The following is a 26604-nucleotide window of genomic DNA, read 5'->3' as shown; positions in this document are numbered from 1 at the left end:
GGCCAAGGCAAGTAAAGGCCAACACTTATCGAGACTGCCGGGCAGTCTCGATAGGCCAAGCTTATGAGTTTCCGTTGATGGCTATTTTCCTCTAGCACCTCACAATCCAAGTTTCCATGGGTCATTCTTTGAAATTCGCCGGAAATGCCCAGCAATGAAAAAACACCATGAAGAAGCAGAATGAAAATGAAACGGGCCAAAGCCTTGCGTACAGTTCTGTGATGTCAAGCACCAATAGGAACTTATTGTGGATGGCCATGTAGAGATATAGTGCTCCGATCAGCGTGTTATAGAAGTAGCCGAAAATTGCACCAGGCCAGGAGCAATTATCATGTGCCAGGTAAGATTTGAGTTTTAATGAGGCAGTAATATCAATTATGATAAATGCGGACAGTGCAATTATCATTTTCGGAAGTGCTCTAAAATCAATTGGTAGCTCGTTAACCCGCTGATAACTCCTTCCAGAAGCAGTGTATGATGCCCCATCACGCGGAATGCTCGCGCTCGGTCAACGTCATGATATTTGTAGAGGCGCCACGCTCCTGGCTTCAGTAGTTTTCGAAAAAACACACCGTACCCGGCCATACCCAGATCTGCTGTGTAATAGGCAATATTACCCTCTCTTTCGCCATGTCCCAGTTCACTGGCGATATGTTGATACCCCTTGCGAACAGGGCCGACGGTATCGCTTCGTTTGTTCCACATATTGCTCGCGTTTTCGTAAACGTTGTTTGCACCGTGGGCGAGCATAGGCGCCCCAAAAAAAGTGCATAAGAGGGGGCCTGTCGCGCAGGCGCCTGCGCCCGCTGCCATCTGGCTGACTCCACCAACTAGCCCAATGGCCTGCAGGCCCAACGTCTCAGCCTGGCCCCGTAGGCTCACTTCCTCCGCCCTGAGCAACTTCAACCCGTCCTCTGGGCTCAGTTCACGCAGAGCCACTTTGTCCATAACCTGTTTGGAGAAATAGGCAATCTCCCGATTGAACTGCATCCGACCCATGCCATGGCTCAAATGCCGTGCACTGACCGTGCAGGCGAACGCAGTCAGGCGCGTAGCGGCCTGGTTTACATCCCAATAGTCGAGCCCCAGCGGATAGTTACCTTGACGAGCGCTCATGTGAGGTCTCGCCAGGCGACATGGGCCGAGGTGCTGCCGGTGTGGTGGATCCAGCTGATATCGCGGTAACGGATTGCCAGGTGTTCCTGGGCCTCCTGGTCGCTTTGCAGCATGCTGTGAGGCATGTCCACGCGCTGCTCCACCAGCACCGCGCCGCCGAGCTTGATGGTGAAGTAGCGTTCCAGAAGCCCGGCGGGGTTGGTGCGGTAGAAGTTGAGGTTGCATTCAAGGCGTTCGCCGCTGTCCAGAGCCTGGGCCAGCAGTGGGGTCGCCTTGTCGACGAATTTGGTGATCAGCACCGGTTGGTGCAGGGCACGCTGGCTGTCGTCGCCGATCAGCTGATGTGCGACTGAGAGCACCATCACCTCGTCGGTGTGTCCCGCCTGGCAATGATTGCCAATCGAGGCCTCGGTGGAGCAGCCAGCGGAAATCAGGCCCTGACGGTCGCCGTTGATGGACAAGTAGCTGAGATAAGCCATGGGTTCACTTCTCTGGGTTGAAAAGAGTAAGACCCTAGGGCAATGGCAGCGGCGAGGGTGCAGGACGGCTCCGATGGCCGGCTCAGAATCAGCGGCATCCTGCGCGGCTCAGGTCCTACAAGGCGGTGTGGCGGATAAACATCAGAGCCCGCTGAGGTGACTGGTGCTGCTACTGCCTTGCGACATGCACCAAGGCGGGCAGCGGTACTTTCACAGGAATAATTGGCCCGAAACAAACTGTGGGAGCTGCGGTTCGCCGCTGCGACTTGCCAGCGATGCGCCGCGCGGGCGGCGCTCGATCTCATAGGCGCTGCAAAAACATCGGCAGGCACCTGGTGGCCTTCACCCTATCTCCCGCCATACACCTGACGGCCATTACCCAATCCTGATTACCCAAGGCCAGCGGTGTGATGCCCAAGGGCCTGTATTGGGATCGCATGTGGGCCACAAGGTGCAGGGCGGAAGATTTTCAGCGCCTATGAGATCGAGCGCCGCCCGCGCGGCGCTTCGCGGGTAAACCCGCTCCCACAGTTTGTTTCGGGCCAGTCTCTCCTGTGCCATCACCTGGTCCGCCTTGTCTGCACGACGCGCTATCGCGGTGGGCGCCGCTGGTTTTCCAGGGTGCCAGACCATGCCACTGTCGCTAGACTGTCATCTCCCCACCACCGGACAGGAGTCCCGGCGTGCCCGACCCCCGCAGTTTCCCCAGCGACCTGAGCCTGCAAAGCCCACGCCTGCAGCTGCGCCCCATGCGCCACGGCGATGCGCAGCAATGGCTGACCATCATGGCCGACCCCGAAGTGATGCGTTACTGGTACCACGCCCCGTGGCAGACCCTGGCCGAGGCCGAGAGCGCCCTGGCCGCCGACCGTGAAGCCTATGCCGCCGGCCAGTTGCTCAAACTGGGCATGTACCGCCGCGACAACGACGAGCTGATCGGCATGGTCCAGCTGTTCAACCTCGAAGAAGGCTCGCGCCGGGGCGAAATCGGCTACTGCCTGGCCAAGTCCGTCCAGGGCCGCGGCTACATGGACGAAGCCCTGACCTGCTTCATCGACTACCTGGCCCACACCCTGCACCTGCGCCGCCTGGAGGCGGAAATCGACCCGCGCAACCAGGGCTCGGCGCGCACCCTGGAGCGCCAGGGCTTCGTGCTCGAAGGCACGCTGCGCGCGCGCTGGTGCGTGGCCGGCGAGCTGTCCGACTCAGGGCTTTACGGGTTGCTGCTCGAGCCGCCTGTTGCCTGACGTTCGGCAGTGCTTTTGGATAATGGATGGAGCCTGCGGTTGCCTGCTTTCTACGTGAGTTTCACGCTCGTGCTGTTCCTGCTGAGCCTGTGTTTCGACGGCTTGTTGATGGGCGTCGATGGGCATATGCCGGCCTTGCAGATACTGATCATGGGCCCCTGGGGCATCGCCTTCGGGGTCTACCAGTGGTTTGCCAACCCGCTGCTGGGGCTGGCGATACTCGCCCGTCGGCGTTTTCGCCGGGTGGCGCTGGGCGCTGCGGTGATCGCCCTAGGCCTGGCGCTCAGTTGCCTGGGCATCGAGCGGCTGCCGGACAACCGCAGCTACGACTTCCTGCCGCTGACCGGCTTTGGCGCCGGGTACTACCTCTGGACCCTGGCGATTCTGCTGTTCTGCCTGGGGCAGGCTTGGTGGTGCCGCAAGGCGCGTTCGGCGCAAGGCATGCCGGCTTGGCGCTGGTTCGATGGGCTACTGATCGCGGTGCTGGTGGCGACGATCGTTGTCGCGACCAACATGCCGAGCCTGGGCGTACGGATCAGCCCATCGGCCGAGGTGAAGGAACCTGCACCGGGTTTGGAATGACAGCGAGGGCTGGGTTAAGGTCGCACTTCGTCCCGCTGCCACCAGGTGCCTTACTTGCCCGCCTTCTACCTGACCACAAGCTTGGCCCTGTACCTGCTGAGCCTGGCGTTCGACGGTGCCTTGACCGGTGCCGGGCGGCATTTGCCGGCATTGCAGATGCTGCTGTATGGGCCGTGGGGCATCCCCTTCGGGCTGTACCAGTGGTTTGCCAACCCCTTGTTGGCCTTGGCGGTGCTTGCCCATCGCCGGTTCCGGCGGCTGGCGCTGGCGTGCGGCCTGCTGGCGCTGTACCTGGCGGCCAGCAGCTTCGCGGTCGAACGGCTGCCGGATAACCAGAGCTATGCCTTCCACGACCTCAGCGGTTTTGGCGCGGGGTTCTACCTGTGGTTGATGGCCATCCTGGTATTTACCCTGGGGCAGGCGTGGTGGTGCTGGAAGGCGAAATCCGCAGCGGATGTGCCGGGCTGGCGCTGGCTGGATGTGGCATTGATGGCGGCGCTTGGGGCAACGTTCTGCTACGCCACGCAGATGCCTGAGCTGCAATTCGAACCGCACAAGGTGATTATGCCGCCCGAGCTACCGCAGGCCTTTTGAACCTCTCGCGGGGCAAGCCCGCTCCCACGAAGCTTGTGCAAGGCCCGTGTGAGCGGCGGTGCGCCGATACGACCTGTCCCGCGATTCAACGCACTGTCCCCCACTGCACCACCAGCATCCCCACCACGATCATCCCCACCCCGGCCAGGCGCAGCAGGTTGACTGGCCGTTCCGGCAACCCCATCAGGCCGAACTGGTCGATCAACAGCGACGACAGCACTTGCCCGGCCACCACGCAGACGATGAACCCGGCAGCGCCAAGGCGTGGTGTCAGTACCAGCGCCGCGGTGATGTAGAGCACCCCGGCAACCCCGCCGAACCACGCCCACCACGGGGCCTGGGCGAGGTTGTGCAGCGGCGGCAGCGGCGCACGCATCAGCAGCAGGGCGGGTACCAGCATCAGCAGGCTGACCAGCAACGACACCCCCGCCGCCCACAACGGATGCCCCAGCAAGCGCCCAAGGGCGGCGTTGCTGCCTGCCTGGAAGGGCACGGCGGCGCCGGCGAGCAAGGCGATCAGCAAGGGCAGGGCGGCAAAAAGGCTGTTGGGCATGGTGTCTACTCCTGTGCGAAACACTGGTATCAGTTTGTGATATGCACTTGAATGATGGAAATTCGAATTCTGTAGAGGCTGTATTCGCCACATGGATGATTTGCGCCGCATCGACCTCAACCTGATGCTCACCCTGCATGCCCTGCTCAGCGAGCGGCATGTCTCGCGGGCGGCTCTGCGCCTGCATCGCAGCCAACCAGCGGTCAGCCACGCGCTGGCCCAGCTACGCGAGATTTTCGCCGACCCGTTGCTGGTCCGCCGGGGCGGCGGGTTGCAACTGAGCGCCCGTGCCGAAGCCCTGCGCGAGCCTTTGCAGCAGGCGCTGCAACAGCTCGATGGCCTGCTCGGCAGCCCCGGCTTCGAGCCGGGCCGAGCGCGCCGTACCTTCCGCCTGGCGATGTCGGACTACGGCGCGCGGGTGGTGCTGCCGGCGTTGATGCGGCTGTTGCGCGAGCAGGCGCCGGGCATCGACCTGGTGGTGTCCCAGGGCAGCCGCGAGGCGATGCTCGGGCAGCTGATCGATGGCGAGACCGACCTGGCGCTGGGTGTGTTTCCCGAGTTGCCTGCCGAGGTTTGCGAGCAAGTGCTGTTCGAGGAGTCGTTCGTCTGCCTGGCCGACCGTGGCACGCTACCGCCGCGCGGCGGGCTGGACTTTGCCCAGTGGCTGGCCCGCCCCCATGTGCTGGTGGCGGTACGCCCGGGGATCGACAACGAAATCGACCTGGCCCTTGGCGCGCTCGGTGCGCGCCGCCGCATCGCCCTCAGCCTGCCGCACTGGGGGGCCGCCCAGGGGCTGCTTGCCGGCACCGACCTGGTGCTCACGGTGGCCCGCCGCAGCCTGGAGGGCGCCCGCCTGGACCCCGCCTTGCGCCAGTTCCCGCCACCGCTGGCGATCGCGCCATTCACGTTCTGCCAGGCCTGGCATTCGCGCCGCGAGGGGGATGCCGGGCACCGTTGGCTGCGCAGGCAACTTCAGACTTTGTGTACGGCCCCGGCGTTGGCCGAGTGCTAGGATTTGCGCCGATCACCTTTGAAAGGATTACCCATGCTCAAGCGTTATCTGCTTGCCGGCAGCACCCTGCTGGCCATCACTGCGGCCCAGGCCGAAGATTACTCGGCCAGCTACACCCAGTGCATGGACAAGGCTTCCAGCACCCTGGCCATGGGCGCCTGCATCCAGGCCGAGACCAAATTGCAGGATGAGCGCCTGAACCGTGTCTACAAGCAATTGATGGCCAAGCTCGAGGGCCAGCAGCAGAAGGACCTGCGCGAGGTGCAGCGCAGCTGGATCAAATACCGTGATGGCAACTGCGCGTTTCACGGCACCTTGAGCAGCGGCAGCCTCTACCGCATCGAAGGGGCGATGTGCGTGATGGACATGAGCAAGGACCGCGCGGCGGAGCTGGAACGGGTGCTCAGCCCAGGGCAGTGACGGCCTTTATCCAAGCCCGCTCCTACAGCTTTCGGCAGTACATGTGGGAGCCGGCTTGCCGGCGAAGCGCCGTTAGTGCTGCCCGCGCCGGGCCCTGGCCTTGAGGTACTCGCGCACTTCCCGCGCATCCCCGGCAAACTCGATCCGCCCGGCCTTGGCGTCGCGCTGGTAGGCGTACATCGGGTCGTAGTATTCCTTGAGCAACCCTTCGATCCAGCCCCGGTGCAGGCTCACATCACCGCTGCGCAACTGCTCGTCGAGGGCCTGGCCGAGCAGCGCGGACAACCGCTGAAAACGCTCGCCGCCCAGGCGCTTGTGGATATTGGCCATGCTCTGGCGCAGGCGCTCGGCATACAGCCTGCGGCCTTCTTCTTCACCGTGCACCGCAACGAACTCGGCGCACAGGTTAGTCACGTAATCGCGCAGGATACGCGCCACGCGGCTGTCGAAACTGTCCTCCAGCCACACCAGCGGGTAGTGCTGCATGCCTTGGTAGAGTTCCAGCGGCACCGTGCAGCTGCCCACGATGCGGCCCTCGTCTTCCAGCACGAACTGGCCGATGCCCCGGTCGCGCTTCTTCAACACATCGATGGCCAATGCGTTCTCGAAGTCGATCTGCGCCGGTTGCGCGGTGGCGCGTTTGCCGAAGCTGGAGCCACGGTGGTTGGCATGGCCTTCGAGGTCCAGCACGTTGTCCAGCTGGTGCAGCACGTCGGTCTTGCCGGTGCCGGTGAGGCCGCCCAGCAGCACGAAATCGCACTGCTCGACCGCCTGCTGGGTGGTTTCCAGCAGCAGGGTGCGCATGGCTTTGTAGCCACCGACCACCTTGGGGTAGTGGATGCCGGCTTCCTTGAGCCAGCCCTGGACGATCTGCGAGCGCAGGCCGCCACGGAAGCAATACAGGTAGCCGTCGGGGTGGGCCTGGGCGAACGCCGCCCAGGCTTCCAGGCGTTGCGCTTTCACTGCGCCGTTGACCAACTGGTGGCCAAGGGCGATGGCGGCGGCCTGGCCCTGCTGCTTGTAGCAGGTGCCGACCTTCTGCCGCTCCTGGTCGGTCATCAGCGGCAGGTTGACCACGCCGGGAAAGGCGCCTTTGTTGAATTCGACAGGCGCGCGCATGTCCATCATCGGCACGTCGTCGAGGAACAGCTGTTTCAGGTGGGTGCAGTCGGGGCGCATCAAATCACCTCGACTGCGTGGCTCTGTCGCTCCACCAGCTCACCGATCGATGCCAGTTTGAGGTTCAGCTCGGCGGCCACGGCCAGGAACTCGGCTTCGCCTTCAGGGCTGACCGCCACCAGCAGGCCACCGCTGGTCTGCGGGTCGCACAGCAGGTGCTTCTGATCGTCGCTGAGGGCGCCGATCTTGTGCCCATAGCTTTCGTAATTGCGCAGCGTGCCGCCAGGGATGCAGCCTTCGGCCAGGTAGTGGTCGACGCTGGGCAGGCGTGGCACGGCGGCGAACTGCAGGCGTGCGGTGAGCTTGCTGCCTTCGGCGACTTCGACCAGGTGGCCGAGCAGGCCGAAGCCGGTGACGTCGGTCATGGCTTTGACGCCGTCGAGCTTGCCGAAACGGCTGCCCGGGGTGTTGAGGGTGCACATCCAGTCGCGGGCCAGGCCACGGTCCTGGTCGCGCAGCTTGGCTTTCTTCTCGGCGGTGGTGAGGATGCCGATGCCCAGCGGCTTGGTCAGGTACAGGCGGCAGCCAACGCTGGCGGTGTCGTTGCGCTTGAGGTGGCGCTTGCTCACCACGCCGGTGACGGCCAGGCCGAAGATAGGCTCGGGGGCGTCGATGGAGTGGCCGCCGGCCAGCGGGATGCCGGCTTCGGCGCACACGGCGCGGCCGCCACGGATCACTTCTCGGGCCACTTCCGGCGGCAGCACGTTGACCGGCCAGCCGAGGATGGCGATGGCCATCAGCGGGTCGCCGCCCATGGCGTAGATATCGCTGATGGCGTTGGTGGCGGCGATGCGGCCGAAGTCATAGGGATCGTCGACGATGGGCATGAAGAAGTCGGTGGTCGAGACCACGCCGCGCTCGTCGTCCAGGGCGTACACGGCGGCGTCGTCGCGCGAGGCGTTGCCGACCCACAGCTTCGGGTCAAGCGCCTGGGCCCCGCTCTCGGCGAGGATCACGTCCAGCACCTTGGGGGAGATCTTGCAGCCACAACCGGCGCCGTGGCTGTACTGGGTCAGACGAATCGGCTCGCTCATACGCACCTCTGCACAAATAGTGGCGCGATTGTAGCAAAGCTGGCCTTTGCGCCAGCGGCTCTTATAATTCCACTGCCTCGACGCACTGTTCATGGGGCCTTGCTCCTGCGTGGGAGCGGGCTTGCCCCGCGATGCGATCCTGACCCTATACCGCTACCGGAGAACCCCCATGCTCAAACGCCCTCTGGCACTCGCTGCCGGCCTCGTGCTGTCCTGCTGCGCCGTCGCTGCCCAGGCCGCCGATGTACTGCGGGTCAGCGCCATCCCCGATGAAGCGCCGACCGAACTGCTGCGCAAGTTCAAACCGCTGGGCGACTACCTCGAGAAGCAGTTGGGGATGGAGGTCAAGTTCGTCCCGGTCGCCGACTACCCGGCGGTGGTCGAGTCGCTGGCCAGCAACCGCCTGGACCTGGCCTGGCTGGGTGGCTTCACCTTCGTCCAGGTGCACCTGAAGGACCCGACCGCCACCCCGCTGGTGCAGCGTGAACAGGACGCCCAGTTCACCAGCAAGTTCATCACCGCCAACCCCGACGTGAAGAGCCTCAAAGACCTCAAGGGCAAGACCTTCGCCTTCGGCTCGATCTCGTCCACCTCCGGCAGCCTGATGCCGCGCTACTTCATGTTGAAAGAAGACAACATCAAGCCCGAGGACTACTTCAGCCGCGTTGCCTACTCCGGTGCCCACGACGCCACCGTGGCCTGGGTGGCGGCCGGCAAGGTCGATGGCGGCGTGCTCAACGCGAGCGTGTGGCAGAAGCTGGTCGATGCCGGCAAGGTCGATACCAGCAAGGTCAAAGTGTTCGCCACCACCCCGACCTACTACGACTACAACTGGACCGTGCGCGGCAACATGGACCCGGCGCTCAAGGAAAAGATCAAGCAGGCCTTCCTCGCCCTCGACCCGGCCAAGCCTGAGCAGAAGGCGATCCTCGACCTGCAGGCCGCCAGCCGCTTCATCGAGACCAAGCCCGAGAACTACCAGGGCACCGAGCAAGCCGCGCGCGAGGCCGGCCTGCTCAAGTGAGTATCCGTCTGCAAGGGGCCGGCCTGCGCCATGGCCAGGTCCAGGCCCTGCACGCAGTCGACCTGCGTATCGAAACGGGCGAGCGGGTAGCGATCATCGGCCCGTCCGGGGCGGGCAAATCCAGCCTGCTGCACCTGATGGCAACGGCGGTGCAACCCAGCGCCGGGCGCCTGGAACTGCTGGGCACGCAACCCTGGGCCCTGTCGGCAGGCGCCCGCCAACACCTGCGTGCGCGGGTGGCGCTGGTGCACCAGGCGCCACCGCTGCCGCCGCGCCAGCGGGTGGTGACGGCGGTACTGGCCGGGCGCCTGGGGCAGTGGGGCACCTTGCGTGGCTTGCTCAACCTGCTGCACCCCAGCGATGTGCCTGGCGTGCGCCAGGTGCTGGCCGAGCTGGGCCTGGCGGACAAATTGTTCGTGCAGTGTGGGCAGTTGTCCGGTGGCCAGTTGCAGCGGGTCGGTATCGCCCGGGCGCTGTATCAGCAGCCGCAGGTACTGCTGGCCGACGAGCCGGTGTCGGCGATGGACCCGGTGCTGGCTGATCACAGCCTGGCACTGCTCAACCGCCACGCCGTGGCCCAGGGCGTGACGCTGGTGGCCAGCCTGCATGCCGTGGAACTGGCGTTGGCGCACTTCCCGCGGGTGGTCGGTATCCGCGAGGGCCAGGTGGCCTTCGACTGCCCGGCCACGGCGGTGACCCAGGGCCTGCTCGATGCGCTCTATGCCAACGAACAGCTTGGGTCACCTGTTGCCCCAGGCCCGACCCTGACCGTGCAGATCCCGCGATGCTGAACACTGACGCCCGCGATCCGGCGGCGCTGCCGCGTCTGCTGGTGACGCTGCTGTGCGTGGCTTTGCTGTGGCCAGGGTTGCAGCTGAGCGAATTGAACCCCGCTGTGTTGCTGCAGGCAGAAAACCGTCAGCAGATGGCCAGCTTCGTCGCTGGCTTCTGGCCGCCGGCCCATGACCGCGATTTCCTCGGCCTGCTGTGGCAGGCCACCTTGCAGACCCTGGCCGTGGCGACCGCCGGCATGACCCTGGCGCTGCTGCTGGCGCTGCCTGCCAGCTTGCTGGCGAGCCGTGCGCTGTCGCTGCGTGCGGCGTCGCGGGGCGGCAGGGCAGGTGGCTGGTCGCGGACCCTGCGGCTGCCGGTGCGGGGGCTGCTGGTGTTCCTGCGCAGCGTGCCGGAAATCGTCTGGGCGCTGTTGTTCGTGCGCGCCGTGGGCCTGGGGCCGACCGCCGGGGTGCTGGCCATCGCCATCACCTACAGCGGCATGCTGGGCAAGGTCTATGCGGAAATCTTCGAGTCGGTCGACCAGCGCCCGGCCCACGCCTTGATGCAAGCCGGCAGCGGGCGGCTGGCGGCATTCTGCTACGGCATCCTGCCCAACGCGGCGGCCGAAGTGGTGTCGTACACCGTGTACCGCTGGGAGTGCGCGGTGCGTGCCTCGGTGGTGATGGGCTTCGTCGGCGCCGGCGGCCTGGGGCAGCAGATCGACTTGTCGATGCGCATGTTCGCCGGCGCCGAGGTGGCGAGCATGCTGCTGGCGTTCCTGGCGCTGGTGACCCTCGCCGATATCCTCAGCCGCCTGCTGCGCGGGAGGTTGGCATGAACCGGGCGATCAACCTGCTGGTGCTGCTGGCGATCGTTGCCGCGGTGCTGGCCTCGTTCGCCTACCTTGAGCTGGACATGCAGGCCGTGGTCGGCAATGGCGGGCTGGCGCAGATGGGCGAGTACGCCGGGCGCTTCCTGGCCCCGGACCTGTCCGCCGGGCATCTGCGCGCGGTGGGCTGGGGCGCTTTGGAAACCCTGGCCATGTCCGGGCTGGGCACCTTGCTGGCGATGGCCCTCGGCATGCTGCTGGCACTGCCGGCCGCTGGCCGGTTCGGTTGGCCGTTGCAGGGGGCGACGCGGTTGCTGCTCAATGCGCTGCGGGCAATTCCTGAACTGGTCTGGGCAGCGCTGACCGTGCTGGCCGCAGGGCTGGGGCCCAATGCCGGGACCCTGGCGTTGGCGCTGCACACTGCCGGGGTGCTCGGCCGGCTGTTCGCCGAGGCGCTGGAGAACGCGCCGCCTGAACCGGCGGCGGCGATCCGCCTGCAGGGCGGCAGCCAGGTGGCGGCGTTCTGCTTCGGTACCTTGCCCAACCTGTGGCCGCAGTTGCTGGCGTACAGCCTGTACCGCTGGGAGAACAACATCCGCATGGCCAGCGTGCTGGGCTTCGTCGGCGCAGGCGGCCTGGGGCAGATGCTCTACACCACCCTGAGCCTGTTCCAGGAGGCCCAGGCCAGCACGGTGATCATCGCCATGCTGGTGCTGGTGCTGCTGGTGGATGCCTTCAGCGACCTGTTGCGCCAGCGCTACGTGCGCGCCTGAACCTCAGGCCGCACGCGCCTGGCGTCGCGGCGCCGCTTCTACTGGCTCGGCGCCGAACAGTGCCCGTTGAATCGCCTGCTGGGCCTGGAAGGCCAGCGCGGCGCGTTCCTTGTCGGCGCTGGTGACCGGCGCCAGCAAGTGGATCACCACTTCGCCACGGTCCTGGCCGAACAGACGCATCAGGTGTGACACCAGGTCGTCCTCGCCAATGAAGGGGGCGATCGGGTCCGGCATGCCAGCGCGCAAGTACTGGATAGCCACCGGCTGCAAGGGGGTGCCGTGGTCGATGGCACCGGCCAGCAGACGGCCATGGAAGGTACGCAGGCTGCGGCCATCGGTGGTGGTGCCTTCGGGGAAGATCAGCAGCGGTTGCTGCTGCTCCAGCTGGCCGCTGATCTGTTCGCGCAGGCGCTGGCCGTCGCCACCGCCACGGCGGATGAACAGGGTGCCGGCTTTCTCGGCCAACCAGCCGGCTACTGGCCAGTGGCGCACTTCGGCCTTGGACAGGAACGACAGCGGGGTGAGCATGCCCAGCAGTGGGATATCGGTCCAGGACACATGGTTGCTGACCCAAAGCATTGGCCGTTGCGGCAGGGTACCGACCACCCGCACCTCGAAGGGCAGGGCGCCGACCAGGCGCTGCATGAACATGCGCGTCCAGCGCTGGCGGCGTGCGAGGGAAGCCTTGAACCCCAGGCGTTCGCCAACGGCGATCAGGCTGGCCAGGCCTAAGCCCAGCGCCAGGACCATGAGCAACCGCAGCAGGCGGGCGCAGGCCCGCAGGCGCGGCATCAGACTGCCGCCTTGAAGTGGCGGGCATAGCGCGGGCAGAGGTCGTCGCGCTTGAGCAGGATGAACACGTCGGCGACCTGGAAATCCTCGTCCCAGCACGGTTCCCCGCAGATCTTCGCGCCCAGGCGCATGTAGGCCTTGAGCAGCGGCGGCATCTCGGTGATGACGTTGCCGGGGATATCCAGGCTGGGCAGTGGGTTCTTCGGTTCGGCGCGCAGGTGTTCGGTGCACAGGTAGCGGTCGCGCAGGCGCTGCATGATCGCGTGGGCCTGCACGCCGCCATCCTGCATGGGGATGCTGGCGCAGCCCATCAGGTAGCTGTAACGGCCTTCGTTGAGCACCTCTGCCAGCTCGCCCCAGAGCACGGCGATGGTGCCGCCGTTGCGGTAGTCGGCATCGACGCAGGTGCGGCCCAGTTCAAGGATCGGGCCTTGCAGTTGCAGCAGGCCGTGCAGGCGGAACTCTTCTTCGCTGTAGAAGCGCCCCAGGCTGTTGGCGGCCTGGTGGTCGAGCAGGCGGGTGGTGGCCACCAGCTGGCCGGTGGCCAGGTCACGCACGCCGATGTGGCGGCAGTGGATGTCGTAGTCGTCCATGTCCAGGCCCTGTTCGGCGCCCTTGAGCTTGGCCTTGAATTCGGCGCTGAACACCTTGTAGCGCAGGGCCTGTGCTTCCTGCAGGGCCGCCTCGCCAACCAGGCGTTCGGCTTGCAGACGGCGTTCAGGGCTGTTGTCGCCAGAGCGAGCGATCCGAGTCATTGCGAGTCTCCATAAGCCAGCCAAAGGGTTGCGGCCGGTCGGCTTTGTTGTGCAAAGTCAGCCTAGGTAGGGGTGGTGTCACCCCTGTGAACCTTTGGTGATGCTTGCGTGACACCCCCACAAGCCCTCTTCAAGGAGCGTCCGATGGCCTGGTTGCAACGACTCAACGACCCGCTGCGGCATCCGCTGGCGGCCACCCTTGGTGAAACCTACGCGGCATTGCTCGAACGCCTTGGGGGCGTCAGCCCGTTCGAGCTGGCGGTGCTCGGCGGGCGGGCCATGGCCACGCCGGGGCTGGCGTTCCTGGTGGGCTACCAGGCCGCCTTGCGTGTGCTCTGGCCCAGTGCCCCGGCCAGCCTCGGCGCCTTGTGCGCCACCGAGCGGCGCAGCGTGCGCCCGGCCGACATGCACACCCGCCTGGAGGGCCTGCGCCTGACCGGCAGCAAGGATTTCGTCACCGCCGGGCTGGATGCCGAATGGCTGCTGGTGGCGGCGCGCAGCGAGGGGCAGGGTGAGGCGGTACGGTTGCAGTTGGCGGTGGTCTACCCGGGTGAGCCGGGAGTGACCGTGGAGGCCTTGCCGACCTTGCCGTTGATGCCCGAGGTGGGGCATGGCCGTGTGCGCCTGGACGAGGCGGCCTGCGAGCTGCTGGCCGGCGACGGCTGGGATGCCTACGTCAAACCCTTCCGCTCCCTCGAAGACCTCTATGTGCTCGCCGCGCTGGTGGCCTGGCTGCATGGCGTGGCCCAGGAATGCGCGTGGCCGCAGCCGTTGCGTCTGCGTTTGATCGGCTTGCTCGCTGGCTGTGCCGAAGGCAGTCGGCAGTGTGCCGACAGTGTGGCCTGTCACCTGTTGCTGGGTGGGTTGTTCGCGCAGTTCGAGAGCCTGCGCGCCGAGATCGACAAGGCCTTTGGCAACGGGCCGGGCCACTGGGCGCAGTTGTGGCAGCGCGACCAGGGGGTGTTGGCGCTGGCCAGCGCTGCCCGAGAAAAGCGTCTGGGCAAGGCCTGGAGCGCCGCAGGATTGTCATGAAAGCCTGAGAGGCTTGTTTCATTTGCAAGGCCATCGCGGGGCAAGCCCGCTCCCACGCAGGGTTGGACTGCCCCCAAGAAGTTGGACACCAATCCAACCTGTGGGGCCAGTCCATATCGTGGGAGCGGCGGTGCGCCGATGCGACTTGCCCCGCGATAGGTCGCAAAGCAGCCGAAGGCAATCACAATGAAGGCAATACTGCTGGCCTTGGCCATGGTTATTGGCCCTGTCTGGGCCGAGGACTGGCCCACCTTGGATTGGCCGGTCGACAAAACCGCCATCGACTGGCAAGCCGTCGACACCTACGCCTTCCCGCCACGCACCACCGACCGCAGCGGCATCCGCACCGACGCGCTGCTGATCATCCGCGATGGCCGAATCATCCATGAGCGCTACAGCGCCCCGACCCGCGCCGATACCCCGCACCTGTCCTGGTCGGTGAGCAAGAGCGTGCTGGCGACGGTGATGGGCGTAGCCTTCGGCGAAGGCCGCTTCAAGCTCGATGAGCCTGCCGCCCGCTATTACCCGCCTTTGCAGCAACATCCCGAACTGCGGCAGCGCGACCTGCTGCACTGGGCCAGCGGCCTGGCCTGGCAGGAAGACTATGAATACGCACCGCTCAAGTCATCGGTGGTGGCTATGCTGTACACCCGTGGCCGCGCCGACATGGCGGCCTACACCGCGGCCATGCCCGCCGCCAGCGCGCCCGGCCAGCGCTTTGTCTATTCCAGCGGTGACAGCAATCTGCTGGCCGCCACCTTGCGTGGCATGCTCGACGCCGGCCAGTACGATGACTATGCCTGGCAGGCGCTGTTCACCCCGCTGGGCATCGACAGTGCGGTCTGGGAGCGCGATGACGCCGGCACCCTGGTCGGTTCCTCTTACCTGTACCTGAGCGCTCGCGACCTGGCACGCATCGGCCTGCTGATGCAGCGCGGCGGACGTTGGGGCGAGCGGCAGTTGTTGCCCGCCGATTGGGTGGCGTTCAACCGCACCCTGTTCGCGCAGGCCGAAGCGATACCCGGTGAGGCCAACCCGGGCGGCCACTGGTGGCTCAACCAGCCGCTAGCCGGCCAACCCTTGCCCTGGCCCGACGCACCGGCGGATAGCTTCGCGGCGCTCGGCCACTGGGGGCAGGCCTTGTATGTGCTGCCGGCGCAGAAGCTGGTGATCGTGCGCTACGCCGATGACCGCGACGGTAGTTACAGCCACAACGAACTGCTCAAGCGCGTGCTGGCCGCACTGGCCGGGGAGGGTGCATGAAGCGGATTGCCCTGCTACTGGTAGTGGCCCTGCTGGCCTGGGCCTGGCATGAACGCCAGGCGCTGGCGGACTTCCCCGGCATCCTCTCGGCCTATTCGGCTAAGGAGTATTGCTCGTGTCGCTTTGTCATGGGTTTCGACCAGGCCTATTGCCGTGGCTATGTGCAGCAATATCTGCCGCTGGGCCTGCTTGAGGAAGACAGCGCTGGCCGCCGGGTCAGCGCCGAGGGTTTGGGCCGGCGACACGAGGCGGCCTGGCAGGGCGCGCGCGCGGGCTGCCGCTTGCTGCCGTGAAACCGGGCGGTTAAGGTTGACGGCCTTGTGTAACAGGATTTCACATGTTCAAGCCGTCCCGTGTTCTGCCCTCGCTGCTGCTGCCCCTGTTCCTGGCCGCTGGCTTGCCCGCCCATGCCAACTGGCACCTGGATGGCGAGTCGTCGCGGCTGTCCTTCGTCACTGGCAAGAATGGCAACATCGCCGAAGTGAACCGTTTCCTGGTGCTGCATGGCACGGTCGATCGCAAGGGCGCGGCCGAGGTGAGCATCGAGATGGACTCGGTCAGCAGCGGCATCCCGCTGCGCGACGAGCGCCTGCGTGACGAACTGTTCGAAGTAGAACGCTTCGCCGACGGCAAGGTGCAGGCGCAGATCGACCTGCGCCCGATCAACGACCTGGCCAACGGTGCCCAGCTGGAGCTGCGCCTGCCGGTGAGCGTCACCCTGCATGGCCAGACCCACAACTACGACACTCTGTTGCTGGCCACGCGCCTGGACGAACGGCGCTTCCAGGTGGTGACCCTGGAGCCGCTGGTGCTGCGTGCCGATCACTTCGGCCTGCTGCCGGGGCTGGACAAGCTGCGCAAGCTTGCCGGGCTCAAGTCGATCAACCCATCGGTGCCGGTGAGTGCGGTGCTGATCTTCAACGCCCGCTGACATGCCGGGGCCGGTCTTCCCCTGGCGGGATGGCAACCAGTTCGAACTGTTGATCGACGGCCCCGAATTCTTTCCGCGCATGCTGCTGGCCATCGTGCGTGCCGAGTTCCAGGTTGACCTGGAGCTGTACCTGGTGGAAGGCGGCGCCTGCGCCGAGGCGGTGGTGGATGCCCTCGAGCAGGCCGCCCGACGTGGCGTGCGGGTACGCTGCCTGTTCGACGACTACGGCTCGCTGGCCTTCCCGACGGCCCTGCGCCAAAGGTTGCTGGCCGCCGGCGTCTACCTGCGCTGGTACAACCGCCTGCGCTGGCGCCGGGGCTTGCGCAACCTGTACCGCGATCATCGCAAGCTGCTGCTGGTGGACGAGCGCTGGGCGGTGGTCGGCGGCACTGGCGTGACTGACGATTTCTGGCAGCCCGACGAACCCACCAGCGAATGGCACGAAGTGATGGTGGGTATCCAGGGGCCGTTGGTCGGCGACTGGCAACTGCTGTTCGACCGTCAATGGACCGCCAACCAGCGGCGTACCGCCTGGCGTCCACCCGAAGGCTTTGGCCTGCCGCGCTTGCCGCAGGTGCCGGCGCAGGGGCAGGGCATGGGCCGGGTGGCCTATGCCGATGCCCGCCAGCACAAGGACATCCTGCATGCGCTGGTGCGCGCATTGAACAGCGGCCAGCAGCGCATCTGGCTGGCCACCCCGTACTTTTTGCCCACCTTCAGCGTGCGCCGCTCGTTGCGCCGCGCCGCGCAGAAGGGCGTCGATGTGCGCCTGCTGCTCACCGGCCCGCGCACCGACCACCCGGCGGTGCGCTACGCCGGCCACCGTTATTACCCCCGGCTGCTGCGCGCTGGGGTGCGAATCTTCGAATACCAGCCGTGCTTCCTGCACCTGAAGATGGTGCTGGTGGACGACTGGGTCAGTGTCGGGTCGTGCAACTTCGACCACTGGAACCTGCGCTTCAACCTCGAAGCCAACGTCGAAGCACTCGACCCGCCGCTGACCGCCGCCGTGGCCGCCAGCTTCGAGCGCGATTTCGCCCAGAGCCAGGAAGTCGACCTGGCCCGCTGGCATGCCCGCCCGTTGTGGCGGCGGGTGCAGCAGCGGCTGTGGGGCTGGCTGGATCGGTTGGTGGCCAACCTGCTTAACCGACGCGACTAGCGGCTTATATCGCTGGTCGGCAAAGCGGACTATCGTGCTGGGATTGTTCCCATGCAACGGAAGGAGTGGATGCGATGACGGCGAAGAAGATTCTCATGCTGGTCGGTGACTACGTCGAAGACTACGAGGTGATGGTGCCGTTCCAGGCCTTGGCCATGGTGGGCCATACCGTCCATGCGGTATGCCCGGAGAAGATCGCGGGGCAGACCGTGCGTACGGCGATCCACGACTTCGAGGGAGAGCAGACCTACAGCGAGAAGCCCGGGCACAACTTTGCCCTGAACTACGACTTCGTCCAGGTGCGGGCCGAAAGCTATGACGCGCTGCTGATCCCTGGCGGGCGGGCACCGGAGTACCTGCGCCTGAATGACAAAGTGCTGGAACTGGTGCGGGCGTTCGACCAGGCGGGCAAGCCGATTGCAGCGGTGTGCCATGGTGCGCAGTTGCTGGCGGCGGCCGGGGTGCTGGAAGGCCGCGAGTGCAGCGCCTACCCGGCGTGTGCGCCGGAAGTGCGGCTGGCGGGTGGCAAGTTCATCGACATCGCGGTGGACCAGGCGCATGTGGATGGCAACCTGGTGACCGCGCCGGCGTGGCCTGCTCATCCGGCTTGGCTGGCGGCGTTTCTCAAGGTGCTGGGGACGAGGATCGCCTGACCTTCTGCCACAGAACTGCACATGAGTGGTTGATTTAGCAGGGGCCTGTGGGAGCGGCTTTAGCCGCGAACACCGGCGAAGCCGGTGCCATTTACCGCGTCGCTTGCTTCGCGGGTAAACCCGCTCCCACAGGGTACGCGACATGCTTGCCAGGCTCCGCTGATCTTTCAGCCCACCTGCTCGACCCAGTCATTGAGGTTGTAGTAGTTGCTCACCCTGGCAATCTTGCCGCAGTGAATGTAGAAGAACGCCCCCGCCGCCAGCACATACTTTTGCCCATTGGCCGGCGGCAACCCTTCATCGTCGGCCAGGTACTCGCCATGCACGGTGAACTCCGCCGCCGCGCGGTTGCCTTCGGCGTTCTGCATCACCACCAGATCGGCCAGCCGCTCGCGGTAGCAGCGGTTCATCTTGTCCATGAACGCGGCAAACCTGGCCTTGCCCATCTGCCGCTCGCCCTGATTGATGTCATGGATCACGTCTTCGCTGAGCAGGGCGAGGAAGGCGGGCATGTCGCCGGCGTTGAAGGCGTTGTAGTAGGCGGTGACGAGTTCGGTAGCGGTCATGGAGAAATACCTGTCGCGCAGGGGAAAGGGAATGGCTTGGGCCCGATGATAGGGTTTCCCCTCAGGCCCGGCTTAGCCGAGCGCGTCATCCACATCGACAAAACGACCGCCCCCCATGGAAATTCGCCTGCTCCATGGCGCCGCCATCGCGCCTTACATCGATGACCTCGCTCGCCTGCGCCTGACGGTGTTCCGCGAGTTTCCCTACCTTTACCAAGGCACTGAAGCCTACGAAGCCGACTACCTGGCCACCTATGCCCAGTCCGGGCGCAGCCTGGCAGTGCTGGCGCTGGACGGCGGCCAGGTGGTCGGCGCTTCAACCGGCCTGCCGCTGGTGGACGAGACGCCCGAGTTCCAGCAGCCGTTCCTGGCCCAGGGCCGTGACCCGGCCTCGGTCTACTACTTCGGTGAGTCGGTGCTGCTGCCGGCCTACCGTGGCCAGGGCCTGGGCGTGCGCTTTTTCATCGAGCGCGAATCCTATGCGCACAAACTGGCCGAGTTCGACTGCTGCGCCTTCTGCGCGGTGGAGCGCCCGGCCGGGCATCCGCGCAGGCCTTCGGACTACAAACCCTTGCATGGCTTCTGGCGCAACCGTGGCTTTCTGCATGAGCCCTCGCTGCGCACGACTTACAGTTGGCGCGACCTCGACGAGCAGGAGCAAACGAGCAAGATCATGTCGTTCTGGCTCAAGGCGTTGCCGGCATGATTCGCCTCGCCGCCTGCCAGTACGCCATCGAGCTGTTCGAAACCTGGGAGGCTTATGCGGCGCACCTTGAACGGCTGTGCGCCGAGGCCGCCGGGCAGGGCGCGCAACTGCTGCTGTTGCCTGAGTACGCAGGGCTGGTGCTCAGCGGCCAGTTGCCTGCCGCCCAGCGCAGTGACCTGAAGGGCTCGATCGCTGGGGTTCAGCCGCTGATCGAGCCTTGGCTGGCGTTGTGCGAAGGCATCGCCCGGCGTCGGGGCATCTATTTGCAGCCCGGCAGCGCACCAGTACTGGGTATCGATGGCCGCTACCGCAACCGCGCCTTTTTGTTTGGCCCCGAGGGGCGGCTAGGCCACCAGGACAAGCTGATGATGACGCGCTTCGAGCGCGAGCAGTGGGACATCGCCCCCGGGCGAGGGCTGCGGGTGTTCGACACGGCGCTGGGGCGGTTGGGCATCCTGATCTGCTACGACAACGAATTTCCCCTGCTCGCCAGGCACCTGGCCGAGGCCGGTGCCGACCTGATCCTGGCGCCCAGTTGCACCGACACCGAGGCCGGCTATCACCGCGTGCGCATCGGTGCTCAGGCCCGGGCGCTGGAGAGCCAGATCGCCGTGTTGCAGAGCCCGACCGTGGGGCAGGCGAGCTGGTCGCCGGCGCTGGACGTGAATGTCGGCCGCGCCGGGTTGTTCGTGCCGCCGGACCATGGCATGCCGGCGGATGGCGTGATCGCACTGAGCACCGAGCTTGATCCGCCTGGCAGCCAATGGTTGTCGTGCGAGCTTGACCTTGTTCAGCTCCGTCGGGTGAGGCAGGAAGGGCAGGTCCTCACCCGGCGGGACTGGCCGGAACAGTTGTCTGCTTGCGTCGCTCAGCCAGGGTGATAGAGCTTGCTGCTGGCAACCGAGTAGGGTTTGTCGGCAAAAGCCGGGAAATGGCCGTGCAACCGGCTCCAGGCCCTGCTTGCCAAAGAGGGCTTGTAGACAGGAATGTTGTTGAAGCCCTTGTTCCAGAGCGGTTCGTACGTTCGAGGCATCTGCAGGGCGGCGGCCCCTCGCAGGAAAATCTTCTGGTTGTAGGCTTCCACGGGCCGACGCAGCTCATTGGCGATCTTCTGCGCCGCACCGCTCTTGCCGCCCCAGCACGCCAGTAGCACGATCTTCTGCTCGGCCGGGTAGCCCATCTCGGCCAGGCGTGGTGCGATCAGGTTCCTGGCGATGTTGATGGCATCGTCGGCTTGGCCCTGGGCATTCATCAGCATGCCCAGCGGGTGGCCGTGAGTCACGAATGCCGCGGTGTTCTCTGCATACAAGTTCGGGATGAAGGCCACATCGCTGCTGTCCTTGGCCCTGCCGAACAGCACCGTGGCGGGGCGCTGGCCGTCACCCGGCCCTATTCTGTAGGGCTTGAATTGAGCAAGTTTGCTGGCCGCGCGACCTGAACTGTTCGCGAGCCCGGCGGCCCATTTGGCCGCAGCAGGCGCCATGCCCGTCACCGCGCTGGCAATGCCGGCGCCCAGGGAGATCCAGCCAAGCACGCTGGCGGCCTTGCTGTCGGCATCGCTGGTTTGCAGGGCGGCACCAGCGGCGCCGGTGCCGAGGGAAACGGCACTGAGGGCGGCGGTGCCGATTGCCAGGGCACTGTTGGCGCTGAGGGCGCCCAGGCCTCCGGCGAGGACGGCGGCGACGGCCGGGGCGGCGCTGCCCAGGCTGGCCAGGGAGGCCGCGGCGCCCATGGCCAGGCCGATGCCGGCCAAGGTCCAGCTCATCCAGCTGTGGCCATCCGGGTCGATGCGGTTGACCGGGTCGCCGCCGCAGTAGGCGTAGGCATTGATGCCACCACGGCCGAACGGGCTTTCGCTGTCGGGAGCGAGGAAAATCATCAACAGCGGATCGTAGGGGCGATAGCCACCGGGTATCAGCCAGTTGGTCAGCGGCTCCTGGCGCTCCCCGGTAAAGCCGAACCGGGACACGGCCGAACCGTCTGGCCCGCAGCCGTGAGCGGTGTAGCGGCGTTGGCGAACATCGTCGTCCACTTCCAGGCGTACGCTGCCCTGGCCGTCGCAGCCCAGCAGGGTGGTAGCGGCGCCTGGGTGGTTGATCGCGAACAGCGAGGCACCATCACCCACCAGGCCGTGGCGTTGACCAGACTGTTGCGCGTGGGTCAGTTGATCGGCGCTGAAGAAGCTGCGATCGAGCTGGCCATCGAGCACCCGGTCGCACAGGTGGCCGCTGGCGTCGTAGCGGTATTCGCAGGTTTGGCCATCAAGCTGCACCCGTGCCAGCCGCTCATGCGCGTCCCAGGCCAACTGACGGCCCAGGCTGTCGGCGATCAGCCGGCCGCACGCATCGTAGGTGAGGTCGATCCGTTCGGGCCAGGATGGATGGGTATGGGTGATCGAGACTACCTGGGTGGGGTCGTGTGCGGCGTAGCTGAACCGAGCCTCGTCACGGCTGCCATCGGCAAAGGCACTGATGATCTGGGTATGGCCGTTCAGGGCGTTGAAGCTGAAGCGCTGTTCTACGACCCGGTTACCGAAGGGGGCTTGCGGCGCGGCGTGCAGGTCGGCCCGGTAGAGCACCAGGCGTCCGCGCAGGTCATAGGCGAAGGTCTCTTCGCCCTGCTGCTCGCCGTCGTGCCAGGTGCGTGAGATGAGTTGGTCCAGGCCCGAGTAGGCGAGGGTCTGGGTGAAGGTCCGGGGGTTGCCGTCCTGGACCACGGTGAAGGTGTTGCGATGTTCGCGGCCCAGGCTGTCGTAAGTGGTTTTTCGCGTGAGCCGACGGTCAGCGACGGGGTCCTGGGTGGTCAGGGTGTCGAGGCGGGAGAAGGCGTCGTAGGCAAAAGTGGTCGTCACTTCGCCGACTTTGAGCACACTGAGCCGGCCGAACCCATCGTGCTGACGCTGGTGCTCCACTGCGCCGCTGTCGGTGAAACCCAGCAGCAGGCCATTGAGCGAGTAGCGCCATTGGGTGCTGTGCTCCTCGCCATCGACCTGCCATGCGTCACGCAGTGGCAGGCCCGCTGCGTCAAAGCTCCAATGCTGGCTGCCCAGCTCGCCACTGGCGGTGCACGGCAGGCCGAGCGTGGGGTGGTAGTCGAGTCGTTGCTGTGTGGCGCCCTCGGCGTGGCTGCCAAGCAATGCATTACCCAGTTGTGGCTCGTAGGTGAAGGCCACGCGCTTGCCATCGGCCAAGGTGTTGGCGCTGGGCGGTAGCTGCCCGGCGCGGTAGTGGTAGTGGGTGCTGCGCCCGGCGACTTGCACCGAGCGCTGGCGGCCGAGGCCGTCGAAGGTCTGGCGACCGAGAATCAGGGTGTCGGTGGTCATGCGGGGGCCTGCGCTGGTGCGGGAGTGATGGCAATGGATTCCACGTGCTGGTCATCGCTGTGGGCGGCGAAGGTCCAGGCCAGGCGGGTACCGTCGGGCAGTTGGTGCTCGACCAGCCGGGAGTAGTGGTCGTAGCGCTTGCGGTTGACGATGTCGGTAGCGCCTGGGGCGGTGAGGCGCTCCTCGATGACCCGGTCCAGGCCGTCGCGTGTGAGCTTCAAGGTGCGCACCAGCCGGCCGTCGCTGTCGAAATGCTGTTGTCGGGCAGGGCTGCCGGCCGCATTCAGCTCGATGACCTGGCGCGGACCGTTGCGCCCTGCGGCAACCTGCCAGTGCTCGGTACGCTGGCGAACCGGGTCATGGCGAACATGGCGCTCGATGCCTTCTGGGCTGATGCTGAGTGCGGCCTGACCCCAGTCGTCGTAGGCGGTGGTGGTAGTCAGGCGTAGTGGTGCAATGCCTTCGCCGAGCCAGTCGACGGCCGTCTCGCTGACCGGACGGCCCATCGCGTCAAACTGCGTGTGAGCGACGGTCCTGAAGGTGCCGGGTGCCTGTTGGATATCTTCCAACTCCACCCTGACCGTTCGTCCATCGCCATCGAGCCACTGCCGTTGGCGGCGACCGGTGATCTCGACCTGTTCGATCATCACGGGGTTGAGCGCCTCGCCGCTGCCGGCTTGCCTGGCGACGGCGTCGCCCAGGTGGTAGCTGGCCTGGCGCTCGGCCTGGTAGGGGCTGTTGGCGGCCGTGATGGTGCGCACGATCCGGCCGAGCGCGTCATGGGCGTAGGTCGTGAGTGCCCCTGCTTCGTCACGCTCCCAGGTGGTCAGGCCGCTCAGCAGCGAGCGGGCATCGCTGCGGGTCGAGCGGTTCTCGGCGTCGTTTTCGAAGCCGATGAGCGTGGTCTGCGTGACCAGCTCGTCGTGTTCGGTGCGGTAGCGGTATTCGGTCGTGGTGGTCTTGCCGTTCAGGGTCGTGGCGCTGCCGGCCAGCCGCCCGTAGCCGGGACCTGGTGCGGTGCAGTAGGCCTGGCTGGTGGATTCCAGCAGGCGTTGCTCGCTCTCATCCCAGCCCTGTTCGCGTGCCACCACGGTGTGGGCAGGTTCGCCCTCGAGCAGCGATGGCAGAGCCTGGTACGTATACAGGGTGCCTAGTGTGGGGGCCTGGCCGTCAGCCGGAGCCGGCATCACGGTCTTGTGCCTGAGCCAGCGCACCCTGCCCAGGGCATCGGCTGGGCAACCGTCGGCGCCTGTCGCCGGGTAGTAGCTGTTGTGTTCCTCGACACCGCTGGGGTAGCGCACGTGCAGGATGTTGCCTGCATCATCGTATCGGTAGGTAGTGGTCTCGGTGCGGCTGGCGCCATCGCGGGCATGGTCGATGTAGGTCATACAGACCTGCAGGGGCAACTGGCACCAGGCCGGCTGCTGTTCCCAGGTGAGGCTCGGGTCCACGCCATGGGTGGTGGTCCTGCGTGTTTCACACAGGCCTTGGCGCGTCACTTCGCTGACCAGCAGGTGATGACGGTCCCAGGTGAAGTGATGGCTGCCAAGGGCCCGGCCGTCGCCGTCGCTCAAGGTTTCGATGACTTCGTAGCGATAGTCGCCTTCGACTTGGTACAGGTTGTCTCGGCCGGTGTGCCACACGAAGGCCTGGTCGCTGCCGAAGCCCAGAAAGTTGTGTTCGCCGAGCCAGGTATAGCTCCGGTTGAGTTCGTTGCCATTGCGGCCTGTGGCATGGGTCCAGGCCGTCACCCGAGGCAGGTAGGGGAAGGGTGCCCCCGGCGGCAGGTGATGGCCATCGCTGTCGCAGGCCCAGTGCACGAAGTCCTCGGCACCCAGCGGGCTGCGGATGTAGCTGGGCAGCAACAGGGTCGTCGCGCCGGCAAGGTCGATGGGCTCGTAGTCGATGCTCAACGGTTCGTCGACACCAGGTAGATGGACCTCGGTCAGCCAGTCATTGCTGAGCAGCGCGCGCAAGGTAGCGGACTGCTCGCTGTGTGGGTTCAGGATGAAGTGCAGCTCGCCCTGGCGATCCTCCAGGCTCAGCAGGGTGCGTTGCTCGTCGCGGATCTGCTGGAGCCTGTAATCGCCCTCGGCGAACGGCAGCCAGTCGAAGAACAGCCGGCGACCTTCCGGGGAGCGCAGCTCGGCCAACAGGTAGCGGCCGCTGTCGCTGTCCTGGCGCCTGAGAATCTCGCATTCCCCGGACTTGTGGTCGACGCGCAGGCTGCCGTCGGCCTGCCAGGTCACCAGGAAGGTGGCCAGCTTCTGATCGCGCAACGCCAGTCGGCCATTGACGGTGAACGGGGAGGCACCCAGGTCGACGGCGAACTGCTCGCCCGAACTCAGGCGCAGCCTTGCTGCTTTCTGGTCCAGATCGATTTCCGACAGGCCCAGGGCCCAGCCTTGGCCATAACCGCGATCGAGCGCGGAGTTCAGCAGGTTGAAGCTGAGTGTCAGGGGCAGGGTGGGGCCGCAGAGTTGGTTGGCCGGTGGCAGGGGCAGGGCGATGGCCAGGGTGAACTGGCCGGTGCGTTGGTCTACACCGGTCTTCAGGAAGTCCAGGAAGTTGCCGGCTTGGGAGTGCAGTGTGGACATGCAGCTTTCCTCGGTTGAAGCAGAAACGCCAGGCCCCCCTTTTCGGGGCGCTGAGCCTGTGGATCAGGCGTTGTCCTGGATGATCTGGAACGCGATGGCGTTGCCGTTTTCCTTGCTGAGGAATTCGATGCGATGTTCGTTGCCGTTACGGTCGATGACTTTCCACAGGCTCTGCTCTTCGCTGAGCGCGTTGTAGTGGCGTGCATAGAAGCGTCGGTGGTAGCGGTGCAGCGTCATCTGGTGGGGGCGATGGGTCAGGCGGCCCCGCGTACCTGCATCCAGTGCGAAGGCCTGATCCACACCATGGACGCTCACTTCGGCGTGCTGGCTGTAGTCGTTGGTCAGTTGCAAGGAAAACAGCGCATGGTCCCAGTTGTGGCGTTCATAGAAGGCGCGCCCACCGGGTGTTGCCTGGGAGCGACTTTCCACGATGAAGGTGTTGGGGTCCCTGAGGCCGAAGTAACCGACCTGGTGCTCGACTTCGTCATCCCAGGTGCGCCCGACGGACTCCTTGTAAGCGATGCTGTCTTCCATCTTCAGCTCGAAGGCCGACTCGGGGAGGCGCTGGGGCGAGATGGACTCGATGACCACCGACGACTTGAACGGTGCGACGTTGGTTTCGTAATGGCTCTGCTCGTCCTTCCAGATCCCGGCATACAGGGTGCTCAGGGTGCCGCCGGGCAGTGTCGAGGTCACGTAGAAGCGGCGACGGAGGGTACGGGGCGAGGACTCCATCAAGGGGCTGGGTACAACGCCGGAGGCTGCGTGGTAGGTAAAGCGCGGGTCGCGCTCGTGATGGGCTTGCAGTTCGGCATCCAGGATGTGGAACTGTCCTTCGTCGTCGATCTGCAGCAGTTCGAGCGAGGCCAGGCTTTGTTCCGAAATGGTCTGGCCATCGCGCGGTTCGAGGGTGACGGTGACTTCCACCTGCTGGCGGCCGTTGGCGTAGACGCGATTGGAGTTGGAGGTGATATCGACGCGGAAACGACTAAGCCATTGATTGGCGGATTGTGAGTGGGTCATGAGCCTTTCCTCTGTGGGAGATGAGGGCTCATTTAAGTGGGAAGTGATCAGGGATAAGCGGTACTTAAATCTTGAAGGCCGATCCAATGCGATGGCTGTCGGTGTCTAGAGGCGGACGCTGTCTGCAAGGGAGTCTGATGACTTCCACCTGTCGGCGTTCAGGTAAGACTCCGTATTCAGGCGGCGAGC

At 65.6% G+C, this 26604-nt stretch carries 28 protein-coding genes; 17 read left to right on the top strand and 11 right to left on the bottom strand.

The window, feature by feature from the left end; genetic code table 11:
- Positions 1-402: 402 nt before the first annotated feature.
- Positions 403-1116, bottom strand: a complete 714-nt coding sequence (locus EJA05_RS23495; protein ID WP_125860229.1) for a DUF4225 domain-containing protein — start codon at positions 1114-1116, stop codon at positions 403-405.
- Positions 1113-1595, bottom strand: a complete 483-nt coding sequence (locus EJA05_RS23490; RefSeq protein WP_125860227.1) for an Hcp family type VI secretion system effector — start codon at positions 1593-1595, stop codon at positions 1113-1115. Before EJA05_RS23490 ends, EJA05_RS23495 begins: the two co-directional genes overlap by 4 nt.
- 683 nt (positions 1596-2278) lie before the next feature.
- Here EJA05_RS23490 and EJA05_RS23485 point away from each other — a divergent pair.
- Genes EJA05_RS23485 through EJA05_RS23475 form a run of 3 tightly spaced genes read left to right on the top strand, consistent with a single transcriptional unit; the run spans position 2279 to position 4018 of the window.
- Positions 2279-2842 carry a GNAT family N-acetyltransferase gene (locus tag EJA05_RS23485; protein ID WP_125860225.1) on the top strand — a complete coding sequence of 188 codons (564 nt, stop codon included), beginning with the start codon at positions 2279-2281 and terminating at the stop codon, positions 2840-2842.
- A 39-nt stretch (positions 2843-2881) separates the two neighbouring features.
- Positions 2882-3424 carry a hypothetical protein gene (locus EJA05_RS23480; protein WP_125860223.1) on the top strand — a complete coding sequence of 181 codons (543 nt, stop codon included), beginning with the start codon at positions 2882-2884 and terminating at the stop codon, positions 3422-3424.
- 54 nt (positions 3425-3478) lie between these two features.
- A complete protein-coding gene (locus EJA05_RS23475) occupies positions 3479-4018 on the top strand; it encodes a hypothetical protein (protein ID WP_125860221.1) in 540 nt (179 codons plus the stop codon).
- 85 nt (positions 4019-4103) lie between these two features.
- On the opposite strand, the gene EJA05_RS23470 is transcribed toward EJA05_RS23475, so the two are convergent.
- The gene (locus EJA05_RS23470; RefSeq protein WP_125860219.1) at positions 4104-4571 is read right to left on the bottom strand and encodes a DMT family transporter; all 468 of its coding nucleotides are present in this window, start codon (positions 4569-4571) and stop codon (positions 4104-4106) included.
- Between the two features lie 91 nt (positions 4572-4662).
- Here EJA05_RS23470 and EJA05_RS23465 point away from each other — a divergent pair, with 91 nt between their 5' ends.
- Positions 4663-5583 (top strand): LysR family transcriptional regulator, encoded by a 921-nt coding sequence (locus tag EJA05_RS23465; protein ID WP_125860217.1) that lies wholly within the window; start codon positions 4663-4665, stop codon positions 5581-5583.
- A 33-nt stretch (positions 5584-5616) separates the two neighbouring features.
- A complete protein-coding gene (locus EJA05_RS23460; protein ID WP_125860215.1) occupies positions 5617-6003 on the top strand; it encodes a lysozyme inhibitor LprI family protein in 387 nt (128 codons plus the stop codon).
- Positions 6004-6075: 72 nt separating this feature from the next.
- On the opposite strand, the gene mnmH is transcribed toward EJA05_RS23460, so the two are convergent.
- Together mnmH and selD are read right to left on the bottom strand one after the other, a co-directional pair.
- Positions 6076-7182 (bottom strand): tRNA 2-selenouridine(34) synthase MnmH, encoded by a 1107-nt coding sequence (mnmH, locus tag EJA05_RS23455; RefSeq protein ID WP_125860213.1) that lies wholly within the window; start codon positions 7180-7182, stop codon positions 6076-6078.
- Positions 7182-8216 (bottom strand): selenide, water dikinase SelD, encoded by a 1035-nt coding sequence (gene selD, locus EJA05_RS23450; protein ID WP_125465447.1) that lies wholly within the window; start codon positions 8214-8216, stop codon positions 7182-7184. Before selD ends, mnmH begins: the two co-directional genes overlap by 1 nt.
- 169 nt (positions 8217-8385) lie before the next feature.
- Here selD and EJA05_RS23445 point away from each other — a divergent pair, with 169 nt between their 5' ends.
- The 4 genes from EJA05_RS23445 to phnE are packed head-to-tail and all read left to right on the top strand — an operon-like array spanning position 8386 to position 11616.
- Complete coding sequence (locus tag EJA05_RS23445) at positions 8386-9240, top strand: putative selenate ABC transporter substrate-binding protein (protein ID WP_125860211.1); 855 nt, start codon at positions 8386-8388, stop codon at positions 9238-9240.
- Positions 9237-10031 (top strand): phosphonate ABC transporter ATP-binding protein, encoded by a 795-nt coding sequence (locus EJA05_RS23440; protein ID WP_125860209.1) that lies wholly within the window; start codon positions 9237-9239, stop codon positions 10029-10031. Before EJA05_RS23445 ends, EJA05_RS23440 begins: the two co-directional genes overlap by 4 nt.
- Entirely contained in the window at positions 10025-10852 is an 828-nt protein-coding gene (locus EJA05_RS23435; protein ID WP_125860207.1) for a PhnE/PtxC family ABC transporter permease, read from the top strand. Before EJA05_RS23440 ends, EJA05_RS23435 begins: the two co-directional genes overlap by 7 nt.
- Entirely contained in the window at positions 10849-11616 is a 768-nt protein-coding gene (phnE, locus tag EJA05_RS23430) for a phosphonate ABC transporter, permease protein PhnE (RefSeq protein WP_125860205.1), read from the top strand. The genes EJA05_RS23435 and phnE overlap by 4 nt, the downstream gene beginning before the upstream one ends.
- A 3-nt stretch (positions 11617-11619) precedes the next feature.
- Here the strand turns inward: phnE and EJA05_RS23425 are convergent, their stop codons facing one another.
- Positions 11620-12408 carry a lysophospholipid acyltransferase family protein gene (locus EJA05_RS23425; protein WP_125860203.1) on the bottom strand — a complete coding sequence of 263 codons (789 nt, stop codon included), beginning with the start codon at positions 12406-12408 and terminating at the stop codon, positions 11620-11622.
- Positions 12408-13163: an L-ornithine N(alpha)-acyltransferase gene (olsB, locus tag EJA05_RS23420; RefSeq protein ID WP_125860201.1), complete on the bottom strand. Its 756-nt coding sequence runs from the start codon at positions 13161-13163 to the stop codon at positions 12408-12410. The genes EJA05_RS23425 and olsB overlap by 1 nt, the downstream gene beginning before the upstream one ends.
- A 144-nt stretch (positions 13164-13307) precedes the next feature.
- On the opposite strand from olsB, the gene EJA05_RS23415 reads away from it, so the two are divergent.
- The 6 genes from EJA05_RS23415 (at position 13308) to EJA05_RS23390 (ending at position 18201) form a co-directional block, all read left to right on the top strand.
- Positions 13308-14195, top strand: a complete 888-nt coding sequence (locus tag EJA05_RS23415) for an acyl-CoA dehydrogenase middle domain-containing protein (protein WP_125860199.1) — start codon at positions 13308-13310, stop codon at positions 14193-14195.
- 186 nt (positions 14196-14381) lie between these two features.
- A complete protein-coding gene (locus tag EJA05_RS23410) occupies positions 14382-15458 on the top strand; it encodes a serine hydrolase domain-containing protein (protein WP_125860197.1) in 1077 nt (358 codons plus the stop codon).
- On the top strand, positions 15455-15751 hold the full coding sequence (locus tag EJA05_RS23405) for an amidase (protein ID WP_125860195.1): 297 nt from the start codon (positions 15455-15457) through the stop codon (positions 15749-15751). The genes EJA05_RS23410 and EJA05_RS23405 overlap by 4 nt, the downstream gene beginning before the upstream one ends.
- 44 nt (positions 15752-15795) lie before the next feature.
- Positions 15796-16389, top strand: a complete 594-nt coding sequence (locus tag EJA05_RS23400) for a YceI family protein (protein ID WP_125465437.1) — start codon at positions 15796-15798, stop codon at positions 16387-16389.
- A 1-nt stretch (position 16390) separates the two neighbouring features.
- On the top strand, positions 16391-17548 hold the full coding sequence (locus EJA05_RS23395; RefSeq protein ID WP_125465436.1) for a phospholipase D-like domain-containing protein: 1158 nt from the start codon (positions 16391-16393) through the stop codon (positions 17546-17548).
- 74 nt (positions 17549-17622) lie between these two features.
- A complete protein-coding gene (locus EJA05_RS23390; RefSeq protein ID WP_125465435.1) occupies positions 17623-18201 on the top strand; it encodes a DJ-1/PfpI family protein in 579 nt (192 codons plus the stop codon).
- A 167-nt stretch (positions 18202-18368) separates the two neighbouring features.
- Here the strand turns inward: EJA05_RS23390 and EJA05_RS23380 are convergent, their stop codons facing one another.
- Complete coding sequence (locus EJA05_RS23380) at positions 18369-18767, bottom strand: nuclear transport factor 2 family protein (protein ID WP_125465434.1); 399 nt, start codon at positions 18765-18767, stop codon at positions 18369-18371.
- Between the two features lie 115 nt (positions 18768-18882).
- Here EJA05_RS23380 and EJA05_RS23375 point away from each other — a divergent pair, with 115 nt between their 5' ends.
- Positions 18883-19473 (top strand): GNAT family acetyltransferase, encoded by a 591-nt coding sequence (locus tag EJA05_RS23375; RefSeq protein WP_125465433.1) that lies wholly within the window; start codon positions 18883-18885, stop codon positions 19471-19473.
- Positions 19470-20354: a carbon-nitrogen hydrolase family protein gene (locus EJA05_RS23370; protein WP_125860193.1), complete on the top strand. Its 885-nt coding sequence runs from the start codon at positions 19470-19472 to the stop codon at positions 20352-20354. The genes EJA05_RS23375 and EJA05_RS23370 overlap by 4 nt, the downstream gene beginning before the upstream one ends.
- On the opposite strand, the gene EJA05_RS28630 is transcribed toward EJA05_RS23370, so the two are convergent.
- From EJA05_RS28630 to EJA05_RS23355, 3 genes are all read right to left on the bottom strand, one after another.
- Positions 20342-22795 carry an RHS repeat domain-containing protein gene (locus tag EJA05_RS28630; RefSeq protein ID WP_125860191.1) on the bottom strand — a complete coding sequence of 818 codons (2454 nt, stop codon included), beginning with the start codon at positions 22793-22795 and terminating at the stop codon, positions 20342-20344. The genes EJA05_RS23370 and EJA05_RS28630 overlap by 13 nt on opposite strands.
- Positions 22792-25392, bottom strand: a complete 2601-nt coding sequence (locus EJA05_RS23360) for an RHS repeat domain-containing protein (RefSeq protein WP_125860189.1) — start codon at positions 25390-25392, stop codon at positions 22792-22794. The genes EJA05_RS28630 and EJA05_RS23360 overlap by 4 nt, the downstream gene beginning before the upstream one ends.
- 63 nt (positions 25393-25455) lie before the next feature.
- Positions 25456-26415 (bottom strand): hypothetical protein, encoded by a 960-nt coding sequence (locus EJA05_RS23355; protein ID WP_125860187.1) that lies wholly within the window; start codon positions 26413-26415, stop codon positions 25456-25458.
- Between the last annotated feature and the right edge of the window lie 189 nt (positions 26416-26604).

The sequence above is a fragment of the Pseudomonas oryziphila genome, from assembly GCF_003940825.1.
Taxonomy (GTDB): domain Bacteria; phylum Pseudomonadota; class Gammaproteobacteria; order Pseudomonadales; family Pseudomonadaceae; genus Aquipseudomonas; species Aquipseudomonas sichuanensis.
The sequence above is the reverse complement of the archived record's forward strand: the minus strand, read 5'-3'. Positions and strand labels throughout refer to the sequence as shown.